At 61.3% G+C, this 15,707-nt stretch carries 14 protein-coding genes; 9 read left to right on the top strand and 5 right to left on the bottom strand.

Translation table 11 applies throughout. From position 1 onward, the window contains the following. Positions 1-20 precede the first annotated feature (20 nt). The 6 genes from IE187_RS19595 to IE187_RS19570 all read left to right on the top strand — a co-directional run bounded on the left by IE187_RS19595 (position 21) and on the right by IE187_RS19570 (position 7,469). Positions 21-1,088 carry a TrbL/VirB6 family protein gene (locus tag IE187_RS19595; RefSeq protein WP_229839572.1) on the top strand — a complete coding sequence of 356 codons (1,068 nt, stop codon included), beginning with the start codon at positions 21-23 and terminating at the stop codon, positions 1,086-1,088. 430 nt (positions 1,089-1,518) lie between these two features. Further along, positions 1,519-2,196, top strand: coding sequence for a VirB8 family type IV secretion system protein (locus tag IE187_RS19590; protein WP_189677692.1), 678 nt, complete (start codon positions 1,519-1,521; stop codon positions 2,194-2,196). Between the two features lies 1 nt (position 2,197). Then, on the top strand, positions 2,198-3,205 hold the full coding sequence (gene virB9, locus IE187_RS19585) for a P-type conjugative transfer protein VirB9 (RefSeq protein WP_189677691.1): 1,008 nt from the start codon (positions 2,198-2,200) through the stop codon (positions 3,203-3,205). A 1-nt stretch (position 3,206) separates the two neighbouring features. Further along, positions 3,207-4,517, top strand: coding sequence for a type IV secretion system protein VirB10 (virB10, locus tag IE187_RS19580; RefSeq protein ID WP_189677690.1), 1,311 nt, complete (start codon positions 3,207-3,209; stop codon positions 4,515-4,517). Between the two features lie 3 nt (positions 4,518-4,520). After that, positions 4,521-5,543: a P-type DNA transfer ATPase VirB11 gene (gene virB11 / locus IE187_RS19575; protein WP_189677689.1), complete on the top strand. Its 1,023-nt coding sequence runs from the start codon at positions 4,521-4,523 to the stop codon at positions 5,541-5,543. A gap of 12 nt (positions 5,544-5,555) precedes the next feature. Next, on the top strand, positions 5,556-7,469 hold the full coding sequence (locus tag IE187_RS19570) for a type IV secretory system conjugative DNA transfer family protein (RefSeq protein WP_189677688.1): 1,914 nt from the start codon (positions 5,556-5,558) through the stop codon (positions 7,467-7,469). Between the two features lie 292 nt (positions 7,470-7,761). Here the strand turns inward: IE187_RS19570 and IE187_RS19565 are convergent, their stop codons facing one another. The 4 genes from IE187_RS19565 to IE187_RS19550 form a co-directional block, all read right to left on the bottom strand. After that, entirely contained in the window at positions 7,762-9,087 is a 1,326-nt protein-coding gene (locus IE187_RS19565) for an erythromycin esterase family protein (protein WP_229839571.1), read from the bottom strand. Between the two features lie 305 nt (positions 9,088-9,392). Continuing rightward, on the bottom strand, positions 9,393-10,133 hold the full coding sequence (locus IE187_RS19560; protein WP_308435303.1) for an ABC transporter ATP-binding protein: 741 nt from the start codon (positions 10,131-10,133) through the stop codon (positions 9,393-9,395). Further along, positions 10,126-11,283: an ABC transporter permease gene (locus IE187_RS19555; protein ID WP_229839570.1), complete on the bottom strand. Its 1,158-nt coding sequence runs from the start codon at positions 11,281-11,283 to the stop codon at positions 10,126-10,128. Before IE187_RS19555 ends, IE187_RS19560 begins: the two co-directional genes overlap by 8 nt. Before the next feature lie 65 nt (positions 11,284-11,348). Further along, positions 11,349-12,692 carry an efflux RND transporter periplasmic adaptor subunit gene (locus tag IE187_RS19550; RefSeq protein ID WP_229839569.1) on the bottom strand — a complete coding sequence of 448 codons (1,344 nt, stop codon included), beginning with the start codon at positions 12,690-12,692 and terminating at the stop codon, positions 11,349-11,351. Positions 12,693-13,249: 557 nt separating this feature from the next. Between IE187_RS19550 and IE187_RS19545 the strand changes: the two genes are divergently transcribed. Together IE187_RS19545 and IE187_RS19540 are read left to right on the top strand one after the other, a co-directional pair. Next, positions 13,250-13,639 (top strand): hypothetical protein, encoded by a 390-nt coding sequence (locus tag IE187_RS19545; RefSeq protein WP_189677686.1) that lies wholly within the window; start codon positions 13,250-13,252, stop codon positions 13,637-13,639. A gap of 10 nt (positions 13,640-13,649) precedes the next feature. Continuing rightward, a complete protein-coding gene (locus IE187_RS19540; RefSeq protein WP_189677685.1) occupies positions 13,650-14,252 on the top strand; it encodes a hypothetical protein in 603 nt (200 codons plus the stop codon). Between the two features lie 406 nt (positions 14,253-14,658). Here the strand turns inward: IE187_RS19540 and IE187_RS19535 are convergent, their stop codons facing one another. Continuing rightward, positions 14,659-14,958 carry a DUF2171 domain-containing protein gene (locus IE187_RS19535; RefSeq protein ID WP_268249539.1) on the bottom strand — a complete coding sequence of 100 codons (300 nt, stop codon included), beginning with the start codon at positions 14,956-14,958 and terminating at the stop codon, positions 14,659-14,661. A 442-nt stretch (positions 14,959-15,400) separates the two neighbouring features. Here IE187_RS19535 and IE187_RS19530 point away from each other — a divergent pair, with 442 nt between their 5' ends. Continuing rightward, positions 15,401-15,583, top strand: coding sequence for an SHOCT domain-containing protein (locus tag IE187_RS19530; protein WP_229839568.1), 183 nt, complete (start codon positions 15,401-15,403; stop codon positions 15,581-15,583). Positions 15,584-15,707 lie beyond the last annotated feature (124 nt).

Below are 15,707 nucleotides of genomic sequence, written 5' to 3'. Positions count from 1 at the left end.
GAAGATCGGAACCCGACACGATGCCCGCACCCAATCTCATGACGCTCTTCACGACGATGTATACGTATGTCGAGACCGCCATAACGACGGCCGTCGCGAGTTTCGGGTCGGGACTGGTGAGCTTTGTCGCAGCGCCGTTGGCGCTCGCGGCGACTATCTACTTCCTGCTGCTCGGCTTTGCCGTGCTTCGGGGCGCCATCCAGGCGCCGCTTCGCGAGCTGGTGTTCCAGGCGGGTAAAGTCGGGTTCGCCCTCGCTGCCGCCAGCGCGGTCGGGTACTCGGCCTTCGTCGTCAATGTGGTCACGAATCTGCCGAACGAGATCATCGCCGCTGGGTCAGGTACGCCAGTCACTAATCCGGGCACCACCTTCGACACGTATGTCTCTGATACGGGCAAACTATCGGGCAAGTTGATTGCTGCAAACGTGCAGGTTCAGTCGCAAGAGCAGAAGGGATTTACCGACTTTCGCACACCAGTGATCCAGTTAGGGGCAACCCTCATCACCTATCTGTGCGTCTTCATACTCTATGTTTTTGCCTTTCTGTCGGCGTGCATCGGCTTCTGTATCGTTATATTCGCGAAGCTATCGGTAGCAATATGCGTAGCTCTCGCGCCGCTCGCGCTTGCCTCATTGCTTTTCAATTCGTCACGCTGGCTGTTCGATGGCTGGCTGAAGCAGACGGTCAATTTCATTCTGCTGATGGTCGTTATGGCGATCATGACGAAGTTCATCGTCGGACTGCAAGAGGCGACGATGGATGGCATTATGGGCTCCATCCCCGCTGACGGGTCGTCCTTCCTCGTCATGGAGAACAGCTACATCACGCTGAAAGCGGGCGTAATGATCGTGGCAACGCTGGCGTGCTGCGCGATCTACATTGTCGGAACGATCTTCTTCTTCCAGTCGCCTGCGATCGCCGCAGGCATTGCGGGCGGGGCATCCTCGGGCGGACACGGCTTCCTGCAAACAGGCGCGAACATGTTGACCAACCGTCTCATGTTCCGCCGCGCGACCCAGCAACCTCGGCAGCCCGCGAATTCGGGAACTACCGGGGGCTCGGCGTCGCGCTCGGGCCGAGGAGCCTGAGCAACGTCTTTGACCCATCAACTTCGAAAGCCGCCAGCGCGGAACGATACCAACGGAGACCGTATGAAAAGGCTTACTCTCGTAGCGTTAGGTGCGCTCGCACTTAGCGGCTGCGCCGGGACTCACATCAAGCCGCCTGCCGTCTGTGATGGCAAGCATCGCCGTCCGGCGAACCTCTACGGCTCCATTCTTCCGAGCCTGCCGGTGCCCTTACCGGCATCGCAGCAAGGCGCGGGGCAGTCGATGGTAGCTCCGCCAACAGGCGCGGTGTCTCCGGCACCCGCGCCGTCCCCTGATCTTGCTCCCGGCGCCGGGAGCACCGGCTCGGCGCCATCGGGACCGGGCGCCATGAACGTGCCGCGATCGGCACCGCGTAAGTCCCTGCGGGACGCTGCGCCTACCTACTTCTCGTGCTGAAGGGATCGACGCGATGGGCGCGGTGAAGGTCGAAGATAAAGAGAAATACTTCGAGACGTCTCGGACGTGGGAATACGACCGGATGCGCGCGGCGATCCAGTCGAAGCGCCTCGCCTGGGGCATCGCGACAGGCGCTTGCGCTCTTGCGGTGGTGTCGGTCGGCGCGGTCGCAATGCTGGCACCGTTGAAGACCGTCGAACCCTATGTGATCCGGGTCGATAAGACCTCCGGCGAAACGGAGGTCGTGACAGCCCTCAAGGGCCCGCAGGCGCGGACCTACGAGGATGCGGTCAACCGCTACTTCATCTCGCAATATGTGCGGTTGCGCGAGGGCTGGCTGAACGATGCCGCCCGCGAGAACGCCTACGCCGTAATGCTGATGAGCGATCAGGCCGAGAGCGGGCGCTACCTGAACAGCGTCCAGTCGGGCAACAAGAACGCGCCCTCCAATATCTATAGCGACAAAGGGTACGTCTCGATCGCGATCCGGTCGATCAGCTTCCTGAGCCCGACGGTCGCGCAGGTCCGCTACACCAAGATTATCAATTTCGGTCAAAACACGCCGGTCGCGCAGAATTGGAACGCGATCATGACCTTCAAATACACCACGGCGCCGGAGCACGAAAAGGATCGAAACATCAATCCGCTCGGCTTCCAGGTCGTCAACTACCGCTCTGACCCGGAGGCGTGACATGAGCAATCAGCCGAACATCTCGGACGATGGCGATCGTGCCGTCGTTCCCTTCATGCCCGCGATGCGTAAGAAGCTCGGCGTGCGTCTATCGCCGCCGGCGACCAAGCTGGTGGTGACGGACAGCGGCGCGAGGAGCCGCTTTTGGCGCGGTGTCGGTGCAATCTGGCACCGGCTAGTCGCCTTCTCGGTTGTCGGAGCCGCGGCGGTCACGCTGTTGCCGCATCCCGCATATGCCTCCCAGACCCCTGTATCGGGGGGCAAGGACGCCCGCGTCCGCAATGTGAATTATGATCCGGACCAGGTGGTGACGATCGTCGGCAGCTTCCGCCACGCGATCGAGATCCAGTTCGGCCCCGGTGAGACCGTCACGCAGGCCGCCTTGGGCGACACGGTTTCCTGGCAGATCGCGCCGGTCGGCAACATCGTCTTCCTGAAGCCGCGCGAGCGGGCAGGCGGGACGAACCTGATCGTTGTTACGAACGCGGGCGGAGCGCCGCGGACCTACCACTTCAGTCTCACCCTCGGCACCGGCCAGCAGATGTACGGTGTCCGATTCCGCTATCCTCGCGAGGAACGCGCGATGGCGGCGCTGCAGGTGCAGATCGCCCAGGCCCAGACTGCCAGGGCGATCGAGACCAACGTCGCGCAAGCGGCGCTCGATCATGCCGTGATCGAGGGAACGCGGAACATGAAATACACGGTGCAGGGCGATTCCGCGCTCCAGCCGACCGAGATCTCTGACAACGGCGAGTTCACGGTGCTGCGGTATCCCGGGCACGCCGACATTCCGTCGATCTTCGCGGTCGACGTCGATGGGACCGAGACGATCGTCCCCTACGACGTGCGAGAGGATTTCGTGGTGATCCATGCCGTCTATCGTCAGCTCCGCCTTAGGCGCGGGACGACCGTCCTATGCGTCTACAACGAAGCGCCTTTGCGCAACGATCGCGGGGATCGGACAGGCACCGTTTCCAATGTCGTCGAACGCAAAGTGAAGGGGCAGTAAGATGGTCGGCAATGTGATTGACCGGGGCGGCGATGTTGCCATCGACACCGTTCCCCCCGGCGAGCAGGATACGGTAGTCGCGCGCAGCGGCGGTTGGGGCAATATCGCCTTCATCGGCGCTGGCATCGGACTCTTGGGCGCGATGGGCGGCATCATGATCGGCTATAGCGCGTTTCACCACAGCGCCAGCGCCACGGCAGCGACGCAGCCCGCCAAGGCGAGCGAGCGGTCGGTTGACGATGTGATGGGCTCGCAGAATGCCCAGCGGGCGGCGCTGGCAGGGCAGCTTGGCCAGCCGGGCGTGCAGACCGATATTTTCGGTCGACCCATCGCGCCGACGCCGGCTCAACCGACCGTTGCGGCTGATGGGAGCACCATGCCAGCTACGGCGACGCCGACGACGCCCACGAACGGTCAGCAGTCTCCCGAGCAGCGTCGCGCCGAGGCTGCGCGCACGATGGCGGATGCCGCACGCCGGTCGCCCATCATGGCGTTCGGCACTACCGGCACCTCGGCCGTGGCGCTTCCGGGCACATCGATGGCCGAGGCGCAGCCCCAACAACAGGGGGCTGGCCAAGAAGATGGCCAGGGCCGGCCAGGTGGTCAAACGACCGCTGGACGGCAGGGCTTCGGGGCTAGTGGCTTTGGCGCTGCCAATGAGGAGTCCGGACCGACGGGCAAGGGTACGACCGATTTCAGCGATCAGCTCGGCCATGCATCGATCCAGACGGTGCGGGCGACGATAGTCGCCGATCGCAATCTCCTCCTGAGCGCAGGTACGGTCATCCCCTGCACGCTCCAGACGGCGATCAATTCGACCCAAGCGGGCTTCGTGTCGTGCGTCATCAATCACGACGTCTATTCCGAGAACGGTCGCATCGTCCTCCTCGACAAGGGGACCAAGGTGCTCGGCCAATATTCGGGCGGTATCACGCAGGGTCAGGCACGGCTTTTCGTCCTTTGGACGCGCGCGCTGACGCCTCGCGGCGTGGCGATCGATCTCGGGTCGCCCGCGGCCGATAGCCTCGGCCGCGCCGGCCTGCCAGGCGGCGTCGATACGCAGTTCTGGGCACGGTTCGGTGTGGGGTTGGTGATCTCGGTGCTGGAGGATGCCTCGCAGATCGCAAGCCCATCGCTCGCGGGTGAGGGCAGCAACACCACCCAGGTCCCCAGCAACACGGGATCGACGGTCCTTAACCAGACGATGCAGATCAGGCCGATCCTCAAGAAGAACCAGGGCGACACAGCCGCGATCTTTGTCGCCAAGGACTTCGATTTCCGCTCGGTCTATGACGTGGGATTGAGGCGCTAAGCGATGGCTTCCAATGTCACGTCGCTGATCTACGAGCATAATGCGGCGCCGATCCAGCGGCACCTCGAACGCGACGACGTGACTGAGCTGGTCATCAATGGGCCGGGTATGATCGGCCTCGAGACCCGTGAGGGGTGGGAGTGGCACGAGGAGCCGGCGTTGGACAACGCCGCGCTCATGACGCTGGCGAAGCTGATCGCGGGTCTGACCAAGCAGGACATCAACTCGGAATATCCGATCTGTTCGTCGGTCCTGCCGGGTGGCGAGCGCGCGCAGGTCGTGGTGCCCCCGGCCGTCGAGCAAGGCTTCATCTCGATCACGATCCGCAAAGCGTCAGGCGTGACGATGAACATTAACGATTTCGAGCGCGCGGGCCTCTTCAGCGAGGTTCGCGCGCATGGCCTGCACGCGGACGTCGATGGGGAGTTGCTGAGGTATCGCGACGCCGGCGACTGGAAAGCGTTCTTCAAGCTCGCGGTCGAGGCTCGCAAGAACATCCTGATCTCGGGCGCCACAGGGTCGGGCAAGACGAGCTTCTCCAAGGGGCTCATCAAGCTGATCCCCGACTACGAGCGGATCCTCACGATCGAGGACACGCGCGAGCTCGTCGTGCCCCAGCGCAATCACGTCCACATGATGTACGCCAAGGACGGAAAGAGCCTCCAGAAGGCCGGTGCGAAGGAATTGCTTGAATCGGCACTGCGTATGCGGCCCGATCGCATCCTCCTCCAAGAGCTGCGCGACGGCACAGCCTTTTTTTACCTGCGCAACGTCAACAGCGGCCATCCCGGGTCGATCACGACGGTTCACGCCAACACGGCCGAGGGCGCGCTCGAGCAGCTCACGCTGCTGGTAAAGGAATCGGAAGGCGGCAACGACCTCGACCGCCACGACATTCGCGCGTTGCTCCGCTCGCTGGTCGATATTGTCGTGCAGATGCACCGCCTTCCTCCCGGTGAAGGACGGCCAGCCCGCTATCGCATGACTGAAGTCTGGTTCGACCCGGCGAGCAAGCCGAACGACTGAGAGGATGCCACTATGAGCGGTAAGTGGGTTCGTAGCGACGAGGGATCGCAGCCGGGCGCTATCGTGTTCCTGGCCCTGATCGGCTTCGCAGTGAGCGCGGCGATCGGCGCGATCGCGGTGCTGTGGAGCTCGCACCTCCTCAGCGTCCATACGCCGTGGCGCAGGGTGCCGGCCGCCCTGTGGGCGATGAAGGGCTACCCGATCGTCTATAAGCCCTTCATGGTCGGGTTCGGGATCGGCCTGGTCCTGACCGTCATCACCATCATCTCGACGCTGTTCCAGCGGCAGAAGCTCCACGGCGAGGCGCGTTTCGCGCGCGTGGGCGAAGTCCGCAGGGGCAAGATGCTGGCGCCTGCCGGCATCGTCCTGGGCAAGTTCGGGGGTAAGGTCATGCGCTTTGGCGGACCCGAGCATGTCATGCTCGAGGCGCCGACCCGCGCCGGTAAGGGCGTCGGCGTCATAATCCCCAATCTGCTCGACTGGCCCGACTCCCTCGTCGTTCTCGACATCAAGCAGGAGAATTACGACAACACGGCAGGCTATCGTCTGAAGGTTCTCGGCCAGCAGGTCCTGCTCTTCAACCCGCTCGATTCAACAGGTCGGACTGTCCGCTGGAACCCACTCAGCTACATCAACCGGCGCGATCCCGTTGAGGTCATCAACGAGCTGCAGAAGATTGCAGCGATGCTCTATCCCGATCCGCTGACCGGCGAGAAGTTTTGGGCCGAGGGCGCGCGAACGGCGTTTCTCGGCATCACGGCCTATATCGCGGCGACAGTCGATGATGGCGAGGATGCGCTCCCCTTCACGCTTGGCGAGGTCTATCGCCAGTTTGCGGCTGGGGATGCGCAGCGCCGCTTCCCGAAGATCATCGCCGATCGGAAGAAAGCCGGTAAGCCCCTGTCGGAAGGGTGCGTTTCGGCGATCAAGGATTATACCGGCTCGTCCGCGAACACGTTCTCCGGCTTGCGCCAGTCCGTCACTTCGAAGATCAACGGCTGGCTGAACCCCTATGTCGATGCCGCCACGTCAGAGAGCGATTTTGATCTGAACGATTTCCGCGACAAGCGGATCTCGCTCTACCTCGGCGTATCGCCTGACGACTTGGACCGGGTTGCGCCCATCTATGGCTTGCTGTTCCAGCAGCTCATCGACCGCAACGTGCGCGAGCTGCCGAAGGACGACAAGCACCAGATCAAGGTTCTCCTTGCCCTCGATGAGTTCGCGAGCCTGGGCAAATGCACCGTGTTGGCGAACGCCTTCAGCTATGTCGCGGGCTACGGGCTGCGTATGCTGCCGGCGTTTCAGTCGCTCGAGCAGATCCAGGGCGTCTATGGCGACAAGGTGGCGGCCGACATCGAGCGAAACTGCGCAGTGCGCCTCGTCCTTCGCCCGGCTGGGCTGGCGGAGGCCAAGAAGATTTCCGACCAACTAGGGAGCTACACGTTCCGCGCGCGCTCGCGCTCCATGGGGACGTGGGGTAACGGTGGCGGCTCCACGTCCGATTCCGATCAGCGCCGGCCGCTGATGCTGCCACAGGAGGTCGAGCTACTGCCGGAGAACGATCTGATCGTCTTTCGGCGCGGCATGTACGCGACCTACGGCAAGAAGGTCCGCTACTATGCCGAGAAAAAGCTTGCCGAACGGACCAAGATCCCGGCGCCGGAGATGCCCACAATCCGGGTCGACCCGGCGATCGCCGCTAACAGCCTCCGCGTCATCGAGGCGTCTGCTGCCGATGGTAGCTCAAACACGCCGGCGGCGGCCTCAGCTTCTGCTACTAAAAACGCGCGAGGCATCGGAGCGCGGCCTTTGATTCGGTTGAATGATAGTGCGATTGCGGCGGCTAAGGCGGTTCCCGCGAACGAGCGCACGGGCGTCCTCTTCGATCAGCTTCTTTTCATCGGAGTTGCGGAGGCAGCGTAGGTTCGGGCTGCCGATCCGCAACACATGTAGCGTGCCGTTCAGGAACCGCCGGTTGTCGTCGGATGGACGGGCTTTGCGGTCGCACTCTGAAAGCAGCTGCCCAGCAATCATCAGCGGGGCGGGTTGGCCCACTATCATGCGTTTCATGTCCTAACAGCCGTAGCCTGTTATCAAGTGTTTAGAGCCGGCCGATCCTAGTGCAGCAGCAGCGCTTATCCCGACCCTCGCCGGCTTCGCTGCTAGGCAATGGTCATCGCCCACTGCAATCCGATAACCTTCTGTACGCAAAATCTCACAACCCAGACGGATAGGTTTCACTCTCACTGGTCGTGACGGTCGTCGGTAGCGGCTTCACCGCATGTGTCTCGTCAAACCAAGCAAAGGCGTCATATTGCTCTGGCAGCGTCGCGAGGCTGTAGTGACTCCAGCGCTCGGTCTCTGGACGATAGATGACGCCGATATAGCGCTCGAGCCGCGCTTGAGCCAACATCCGGCGGAGATCGTTATGCTCGCCCGCCCGCAAGTCGAGCAGGAAGCGTTCCATGCCCACCGCGTGGCATAAAGCTTCGTAGCTGTCGGGGCGAGATTGCCGAACGGCCTTAATCTCCATTGGTCCATCCCAGTCACTGGCAGCGGCAACGGTTCCGGCATGGGTTCCAAAGCCGATTAGGACCGCATCTTGGCCATAAGCCTCGCGACATAGTTGGCCGATGTTAAGTTCGCCGCGCTCCCAGCCCATGTCGGTGAACCGGGCATCCCCGATATGGGAATTGTGCGCCCAGACAATCGCTTTGCTGGCAGCGCCTGCCTCGGCCAAGATATTCTGCAGCGTTTCGAACATGTGCCGGTCACGCTCGTTCCAGGACAGGTGCGCGCCGAAATACATCGCCCGGTAATAGCGCTCGGCATCGGCGACCAGACGGGCGTTCTGCGCTGCATCGAAAAACTGCCCGGTGTCGGCTTCGGCATATTGTCGCTCCTTCTTAAGAAGATCGACTAGAATACGAGTCACCGGCACCTCGCAAAGGGCGTAGCCCTCGGTGAGTGACGCCTGCCCGTAGGCAGCCGGCTGCCCCGACCAAGGCGACAGGCAGGCATAATGTTCACGCGCTGCAGCAGCGGCTTCTGGGTCAACGCCATCGAGATAGGCCAGCACAGCGGCCATTGATGCGGTCATGTTATAAAGGTCGAGACCGTAGAAGCCGACCTTTTCGGCCTCAGGCTTCGTAGAATTGTGGACGCGCAGAAAGCCGACAAACGCCTCGACATCGGTGTTGCGCCACATCCAAGTCGGGAAGCGCGAAAAGGGAATGGAGGACATCTTTTGATGCGGGCGCTGCCGCACATGGCGGTCGACCGCGGCAGCGTCGGGCCAGTCGGCCTCAACCGCCACGATCGTAAAGCCATGACGCTCGACCAAGTGACGAGTTATGGCGGCACGGGCACGATAGAATTCGGAAGTACCATGCGACGCCTCACCGAGCAGAACGACGCGTGCGCTGGCGAAGCGATCGAAGGCCGCACCAAAGGCGGGGTCGTCCAGCGCAGGCAAGGGTTCGGCGGCGGCTTTGGCTGCATCTGCCAATGGCACAATCAGCGGCGCGTCAGCAAAACCCATCGAAAATTCCCAAAGGAGAAGGGCCGAAGCGGATAGATCGCCCTCACGTCTCTGTGCTGCGGCGAAAGCTTTGGGGACCACCCCACCTCAGTGCCCGACGCTTGCCTGACACTAACCCAATGCTTGCTGTGCCGTCAGTTTCGGAAACTACGCAGAACGGGAACATAGCCCGGCATGATGTCGCCAACACCTTGGTCGACAGCCCTGCCGTCGTCGTACGAACACTTCCGGCCTACGCAGATGAGCGGCGGCGAGGCGGCATTGCCAAGCGGCCCACTGTCGAAATGCGCAGTTATCGCACTTCGTTATGGTTCAAGGTGTTCGGTCGGCATGACAAGCCGACCGTCGGCAACATCGATGATTCGGTCACAGCGCTTGGCCAGCTCCAGATTATGCGTGACGATCAGGAAGCTGGTGCCGCTGTCGCGATTTATCTGGCGCATCAGGGTCAGGACATTGTCGGCGGCTTCGCTGTCAAGGTTGCCGGTGGGTTCATCGGCCAGCACGAGCGCCGGTCGCATCGCCAGGGCCCGTGCGATGGCAACGCGTTGCTGCTCGCCGCCGGACATATTCATCGACTTATGGTCGGCGACATGATCGAGCCCAACCTGACCCAAAAGTGCACGCGCGCGAGCGATAATTGCCGGGCTGCTGAAATCGTGATCCACGACCATCGGGAGCATGACATTTTCGGCGGCGGTGAACGCGGACAGGAGATGATGCTCCTGAAAGACAAAGCCGATGGCATGACCGCGGAGGCGGGTGATATCGGCATCGCCGAGCTTTGACGTGTCCTCACCATTGATGAAGACTTCGCCCGCTGTGGGTCGATCGAGCAAGCCGACGATGTTGAGCAGCGTGCTCTTGCCCGATCCAGAAGGCCCCATCAACGCCAGGAACTCACCGCGATGAAGCACCAAATCGATTCCGTGCAGAATTTCAATCTGGGACTTTTTGCCGAGCCTGTAGGACCGGCGAATGCCTTTGAGTTCCATGACGGGAACACGGGGTAGCACAGCACGCTTGGCGGTAGGGTCTTCAGCCACGGATCGCATCAACGGGGTCAAGCCGAGCCGCGCGCACTGCCGGAGCGGTTGCCGCGAGCAGGCCAGTCAACGGCGCAAGGATCAGCGTAACGATAAAGAGCTGACGGTCGAGGATGAGCGGGAAGAGTTCAGATCCATCGGCCTGACGTACGAGCGAATGGTACCAGACCAGCCCGCCGATGCCGACGCAACTGCCGATGATGGCACCGGCAAGCCCAAGCAAGCCACCCTGCACCAGAAAGACGCGCAAAATCTGGCCGCGCGTGGTCCCCATAGCCCGCAGGATGCCAATGTCCTTGGATCGCTGGATTACCGACACCACGAGAACGGCCGCAATACCGAACGCGACGGAAAGAGCGACGAACGCCCGGATCAGGGTGTTCGAGGACTTTTGCGCATTTACCGCCGTGAAGAATTGCGCGTTGGTTGCGATCCAGCTCTCGGCGCGCACCGGGTTGGCGGCTGCGATCTGCCGGGCAAGCGTCTCGGCGGCATAAATGTCGCTGATCTTGAGTTCGATCGTGGTCACGGCGCCCGCCCTGCCAAGCAGAGATTGGGCGGTGCGAAGCGATACGTAGCTATTGCGTTCAATGGCCGCCTTGTTGCCTAGATCGAACAATCCGGAGATGCGCAGCACGGCGGCGTTGCCATTGGCCGCCTGAACGTTGAGCTTGTCGCCGAGCGTCGCGCCGAGATCTTCGGCGAGTTGCGTGCCCACAATGATTTCGTCACTCGCTAGGGTGGCCTTGCCCGTGACGATGTAGTTAGGAATTCGGATGATCCGGAAATAGCTTTCTGGCATCACCCCGGTGAGGCCGATCGCACGGCTCGCATCGCCGCGTACCGCGAGCGCCGAGCCAGACAGGGTCGGCGCCGCCACCAGAATGCCGGGTAGTGCCAGCATGCGCTGCTGGATCTTTTGCCATTGATCGATCGAGACGATGCGCTGTGCGGGACGTTGAACCACCGAGTCCTCAAGTTCACGGCCAAGCCCGCGCAGGGGCCGGGCAACCTGATCGGGCGGCAGCAACTGGATTTGTGCGGACGAGTTCAGCACCCGGCTCAGAAAATTGACTTGCAGCCCCGAGAGCAAGGCCGACATAAACACGATCACGGCGACGCCGATGGTAATGCCCAGGATGATGAACATAGTCTGCAGACGCCCTTCGCGTAGGAACCGGACTGCTGCGATCCATTCAAACGGGAGGAGACGGTTCATGGTGCCTGCGCTCGCACCCGTCGGCCTGCAGTGATCGAAGCCGTCGTGGGAACCGCGGCGTTGCCAACGGCCACCCCGCGCAAGATTTGCACCTGAAGGTTGCCTTGAAGACCAAGCGTGACGTTCTGGCGGACCGCGCGACCGTTGCGGACGAGGAGCACCCAGGGTTTGGTGGATAAGGCATCGTGGACGGCAGTGCCCGGTAGTACGATCGCCGCCTGTCGCCGGGCAGTCTCGATATCGACCGACACCGTCATGTCCTGCCGGAGATACGCTGGCGGCGTGGCAACGGCGAGCTTAACAGTCGCCGACGCACGCGTGATATCAACCCCGGGGTTGATGAACACGATCGTCGCCGGAAATTGCTTGTTGGGATAGGCGTCAGCCGAGGCCAATGCCGGCTGTCCGAGAGCGACCTTGCCCAGATTGCGTTCATCAATTTGCACGACGAGCTGCACACTTCCTGCCGGCGCTAAGACCATCAGTGTCTGGCCGGGCGTTACCACGGCACCGCGTTCGACACTGCGCGCGATCAGCACCCCGTCTCGCGGCGCCAGGATCGTCGTATAGGCGAGCCGGGAGCTGGCGGCTGCAAGCGCCGCGCGAGCCTGATCAAGCTGCGATTGGGCGGTCGCATAGTCGCTGCCGCCCACCTGCGCACTCTCGATCTGGGCGTTGGCTGTCCGCACCGTAGCGCGAGCCATGTCGAGATTCTTTTGCGCATCGTCCAAGGCTGCCCGCGTCATAAAGCCTTTGCGCATCAGTATCGTTGCGCGGTCGTAGATTTGCTGCGTCGCCAGCAGACTGGCAGCCGCAGAACGACGCGCTTCGCGCGCGGTGGGCAAGGAGAGTTCGCGCAATTGCCGAATGTGCGCCTGTGCTTGCACCATGACGTCGCGCGCTTGCGTTTGCGTATTCGTCAGTTCGTCGGACGCCAGGACGATGAGGGGTTGTCCCTTGCGAACTGTCTCCCCCTCCTGAACCGAAACCTGCTCAACGGTCCCGGTCATCTGACTGCCGATATCGACACGGAATCGGGATTCGACGTGGCCGCTGGCAACGACGGTTTCGACGAGATTGGCCCTGCGTGCGATGGCCACGGGAACCGAAATGCCACGAAGCCAGGTGACGCTTGCAAAGACTACGGCCGCAACAAGGGCAAAGGCCATCAACAAGGTCCATTTGTGCGACTTTACGAATGCCGGCGTGTGCAGCTCGTCCGGTGATACTGACGTTCCGTTCGCTGGGTCAGGCGGCGCCGGTGCCGTCGACGCAGGTGGTTTAGTGCACGTCGTGTCTTTGCCCGACATCTCGACCAGAAGTTCGGGATGATCGATCATTGAGGCTGCATCATCCGGTTCATCGGCGATTGCGTAGAATCAACGACACCCCGGCAACAGGCTCGGCATCTACCTACCGAAGCCGCATGATCTGACACCGCACGCTTCACCCGCAATTTTTTCAGGGTTTTCAAGCACAGCCATGACGATGGATCGACAATGCTACGGCGCGCGAAGCATCGCAGAAGCCTGTCGCCGGGGCGGTCTGAGTGCGCCATCAATGCCTGGTCCGCCAGCCGAACCTCAACCCTGCGGCAATTGATCGATCGGGCGCTTGGTTTTTCGCAGTTGCTCATGAGACGCTCGCGGACCCGGATGGTGCGGCTGCCTTGTGTGCGCTGGCGTGGCGCTGAATTGTCTGCCGCCATTCGTCAGGACAGTTTCCTGACTGGTCCCGCCGTCAGCTATGGCTTCGACCCTTGTGGCGGGGATGAAATTACCGCCTCCCATCCAGTGCTGGCGCCTGGGTAGTTTCCGACCCTTCCGGTCGTCGTCAGACCTGCCTAGCTGCCTCTCGACTCCCATCCGGTTACCCATAGTATCGAGAGATTTTTCCGATGACAGACAGAATTACGATGCTCGATGTTGCGCGCCGCGACGCACAGGATCTTCACCAAAAGATCAGTGAGAACATTGCCAACATCGAGAGGACCACCGATGCGGACTTCAAAATTGTGTCGGACAAGGCGCATGCGCTCGGCGAACGGCTGAAGGCCGACGCGATGACCCAGAACGAGAAGGTCAAGGGCTTCATGCTCAATGCCGCCGAAAAGCTGAAGGCGGCACCTCAGCAGGCAAAGGACAATCTTGCCACTGGCGCGGCGCGGCTGAAGCAAGCCAACCTGACGTTGTTGGACGGCAGTCACGCAGCCGCACAGAGCATTAGTCACGCTGTTGCCGAGCTACGTGGCCAGGCCACCGCCGCTTCCCCCGCCCCCGCAAATTAACGGTAATATCATGGACAATTATGTCGCGATTATTTTTGATGATCATGAGCAAGCCCGAGCTGGTCTCCAGGCGCTGTGGGTCATGGACAAGGTCGGCGATCTGACCGTGCATGGCGCATCGATCGTGCGCCGCAGCGATCTCGGCGGCTACGTCGATGTCTCAAGCAAGAAAACCCATAACGGCTTTCGCACGGCTGCCGGGATAGGATTGGGCGCGCTCCTCGGCGCAGTGGCAGGACCTATCGGTATGGTATTGGGGGCCGCAGGTGCGGCGACCATCGCGACGGGAGCTGCCGTGGCTATCGGCGGCGTAGTCGGCGGTGCGGTCGGCGGTGCTGCTGATCTGGCACATGTCGCTGAAAACGAAGCCGCCGAGGAGGCAATGATCTTCCTGCTCAAAAGGGGTCAGTATGCCGTGCTGACCGAGGTGTCGGAGACTGCGGAGGATCGTCTCGATAATCGCATGAAGGCCCTCTCCGGCACGATCCGTCGCCGATCGAGGACAGACGTCCTGAATGACGATTTCGGCGCCAGCTACTATAATGATGGACTCCGCTACCCGTACTACAATACCTATCTATATCCTTACTATTATGATCCATACTATCTGTAACGGGGGTTTCGCATCATCTAAGGCGTCGCCAGCATCGCGCTGGCGACGATCATCGTAAGCTCTTGGTCAATGCCATCGATGATTGTATCAGCAGATTCTTGGCTTGATGCCGGATTAGCCTGCTGGAAGCGTCCGCCATGGCGATCGAAGAGCCGCCTCGCACCATCAGTATAGCCGGAAAATGACGTCGAGGTTAAAACTAACGTAGAACTGGCGGTGACAAATGTGGGTCCAAGCAACGACGACCTGTTTCAACATCGCCCGCTACAATAAAGCTTGCTAACCCATAGGTCCAAGGTCGCGTTTTTAATCCCCAAGCGATCGACTCGGAGCCAAGCCAGGGACGCGTGCGAGCCAACTACTACGCCTTTATGGTGCAGCTGGCCCGGCGTCTACGCCAGAACGGTCATCGAGCGCCCCAACCGCCCATGCCACTGGCATCTCCGGGTGTACCGAAGACCGCGTCCGACCGATTTGTCATAGACGGGTGCCCGCGCGCGTAAGCGACCGCGCCCTCCACCGCTTCGATCGTCGTTGCGTGGCCCGGATCAACGAGCATCGCGTTACCGTCGACGTTCGTAACGGCAGCAAGCGGCACGAAATGGTGGAGGCCGTCGGCAAACCCTTCGCGGGTTAGCTCGACTACATAGTCTCTAACCTTATCCACGGTACCGATATGGAGACCGTGGGTGTCGTTCACTGTCATTCCGTGCCTGATTTGCTGAGCTGTAAACATTGCGATTTCCTTCTGGAATCTAGCCGATTCGACCGAACTTGATAGCGGCCGTCGACGACGGACTTGAAGCGCCGACACCAAATTTGCCTGACAGGCTTAGGAGGCGGGCACACCCGAGTGCAGGGCCGGAAAATACCTACAGCAGGGCGAAGGTCCACGCCGATCAGAAGAGCCGTCGCAGATCGCAGATCAAAGCGTTTATATCGCTCGCACAGGATCACGTCTTTGCACACGACCCTGCTGCAACGGACTAGGTAGATTCCGTCCGTCGTTTTAACGCGCACTAGGCGCCATCGGGGATCATGAACGCCCATACTGAGCGCTCAACAATCATGGCCCGATGCCTGGAGAATTCTCGATGTCGTATATGAACGCGAATGGATCCTTTTTCCTATGGGACTGGATCTTGTGGATGGGGTTCATCTTCCTGGTGTTCTCGAGCATCGGCACTTGGGGGTACACGTACCGCGCACACCGCAAATTTGACGGATCGCAACGCAAGGACGCGGCCACCATCTTGAACGAGCGTTATGCCAGTGGCGAGATCACGCGCGACCAGTATCGCGAGATGAAAATCGAAATGGCCACTGTTTAGTCTAATAGCTTCTTTAGCTGCATCATAGTCGTATGCTGCTGAGGCTTGCTTCTGATGCGGCCGAACGACTTGGCACGTCGTCGGCCGTGGGCCACGCGCAATTCGAACGCGCGGATTTAAAGTC

Source organism: Sphingomonas glacialis, assembly GCF_014653575.1.
Lineage (GTDB): Bacteria > Pseudomonadota > Alphaproteobacteria > Sphingomonadales > Sphingomonadaceae > Sphingomonas > Sphingomonas glacialis.
The sequence above is the reverse complement of the archived record's forward strand: the minus strand, read 5'-3'. Positions and strand labels throughout refer to the sequence as shown.

Bases quoted from the DNA above. Each gene is read 5' to 3' on its own strand.
- IE187_RS19550 (WP_229839569.1), bottom strand. From the start codon at position 12,692: ATGATCGATCATCCCGAACTTCTGGTCGAGATGTCGGGCAAAGACACG.
- IE187_RS19530 (WP_229839568.1), top strand. From the start codon at position 15,401: ATGGGGTTCATCTTCCTGGTGTTCTCGAGCATCGGCACTTGGGGGTAC.
- IE187_RS19535 (WP_268249539.1), bottom strand. From the start codon at position 14,958: ATGACAGTGAACGACACCCACGGTCTCCATATCGGTACCGTGGATAAG.
- IE187_RS19545 (WP_189677686.1), top strand. From the start codon at position 13,250: ATGACAGACAGAATTACGATGCTCGATGTTGCGCGCCGCGACGCACAG.
- IE187_RS19595 (WP_229839572.1), top strand. From the start codon at position 21: ATGCCCGCACCCAATCTCATGACGCTCTTCACGACGATGTATACGTAT.
- virB9 (WP_189677691.1), top strand. From the start codon at position 2,198: ATGAGCAATCAGCCGAACATCTCGGACGATGGCGATCGTGCCGTCGTT.
- IE187_RS19565 (WP_229839571.1), bottom strand. From the start codon at position 9,087: ATGGGTTTTGCTGACGCGCCGCTGATTGTGCCATTGGCAGATGCAGCC.
- IE187_RS19555 (WP_229839570.1), bottom strand. From the start codon at position 11,283: ATGTTCATCATCCTGGGCATTACCATCGGCGTCGCCGTGATCGTGTTT.
- IE187_RS19590 (WP_189677692.1), top strand. From the start codon at position 1,519: ATGGGCGCGGTGAAGGTCGAAGATAAAGAGAAATACTTCGAGACGTCT.
- virB11 (WP_189677689.1), top strand. From the start codon at position 4,521: ATGGCTTCCAATGTCACGTCGCTGATCTACGAGCATAATGCGGCGCCG.
- IE187_RS19540 (WP_189677685.1), top strand. From the start codon at position 13,650: ATGGACAATTATGTCGCGATTATTTTTGATGATCATGAGCAAGCCCGA.
- IE187_RS19570 (WP_189677688.1), top strand. From the start codon at position 5,556: ATGAGCGGTAAGTGGGTTCGTAGCGACGAGGGATCGCAGCCGGGCGCT.
- virB10 (WP_189677690.1), top strand. From the start codon at position 3,207: ATGGTCGGCAATGTGATTGACCGGGGCGGCGATGTTGCCATCGACACC.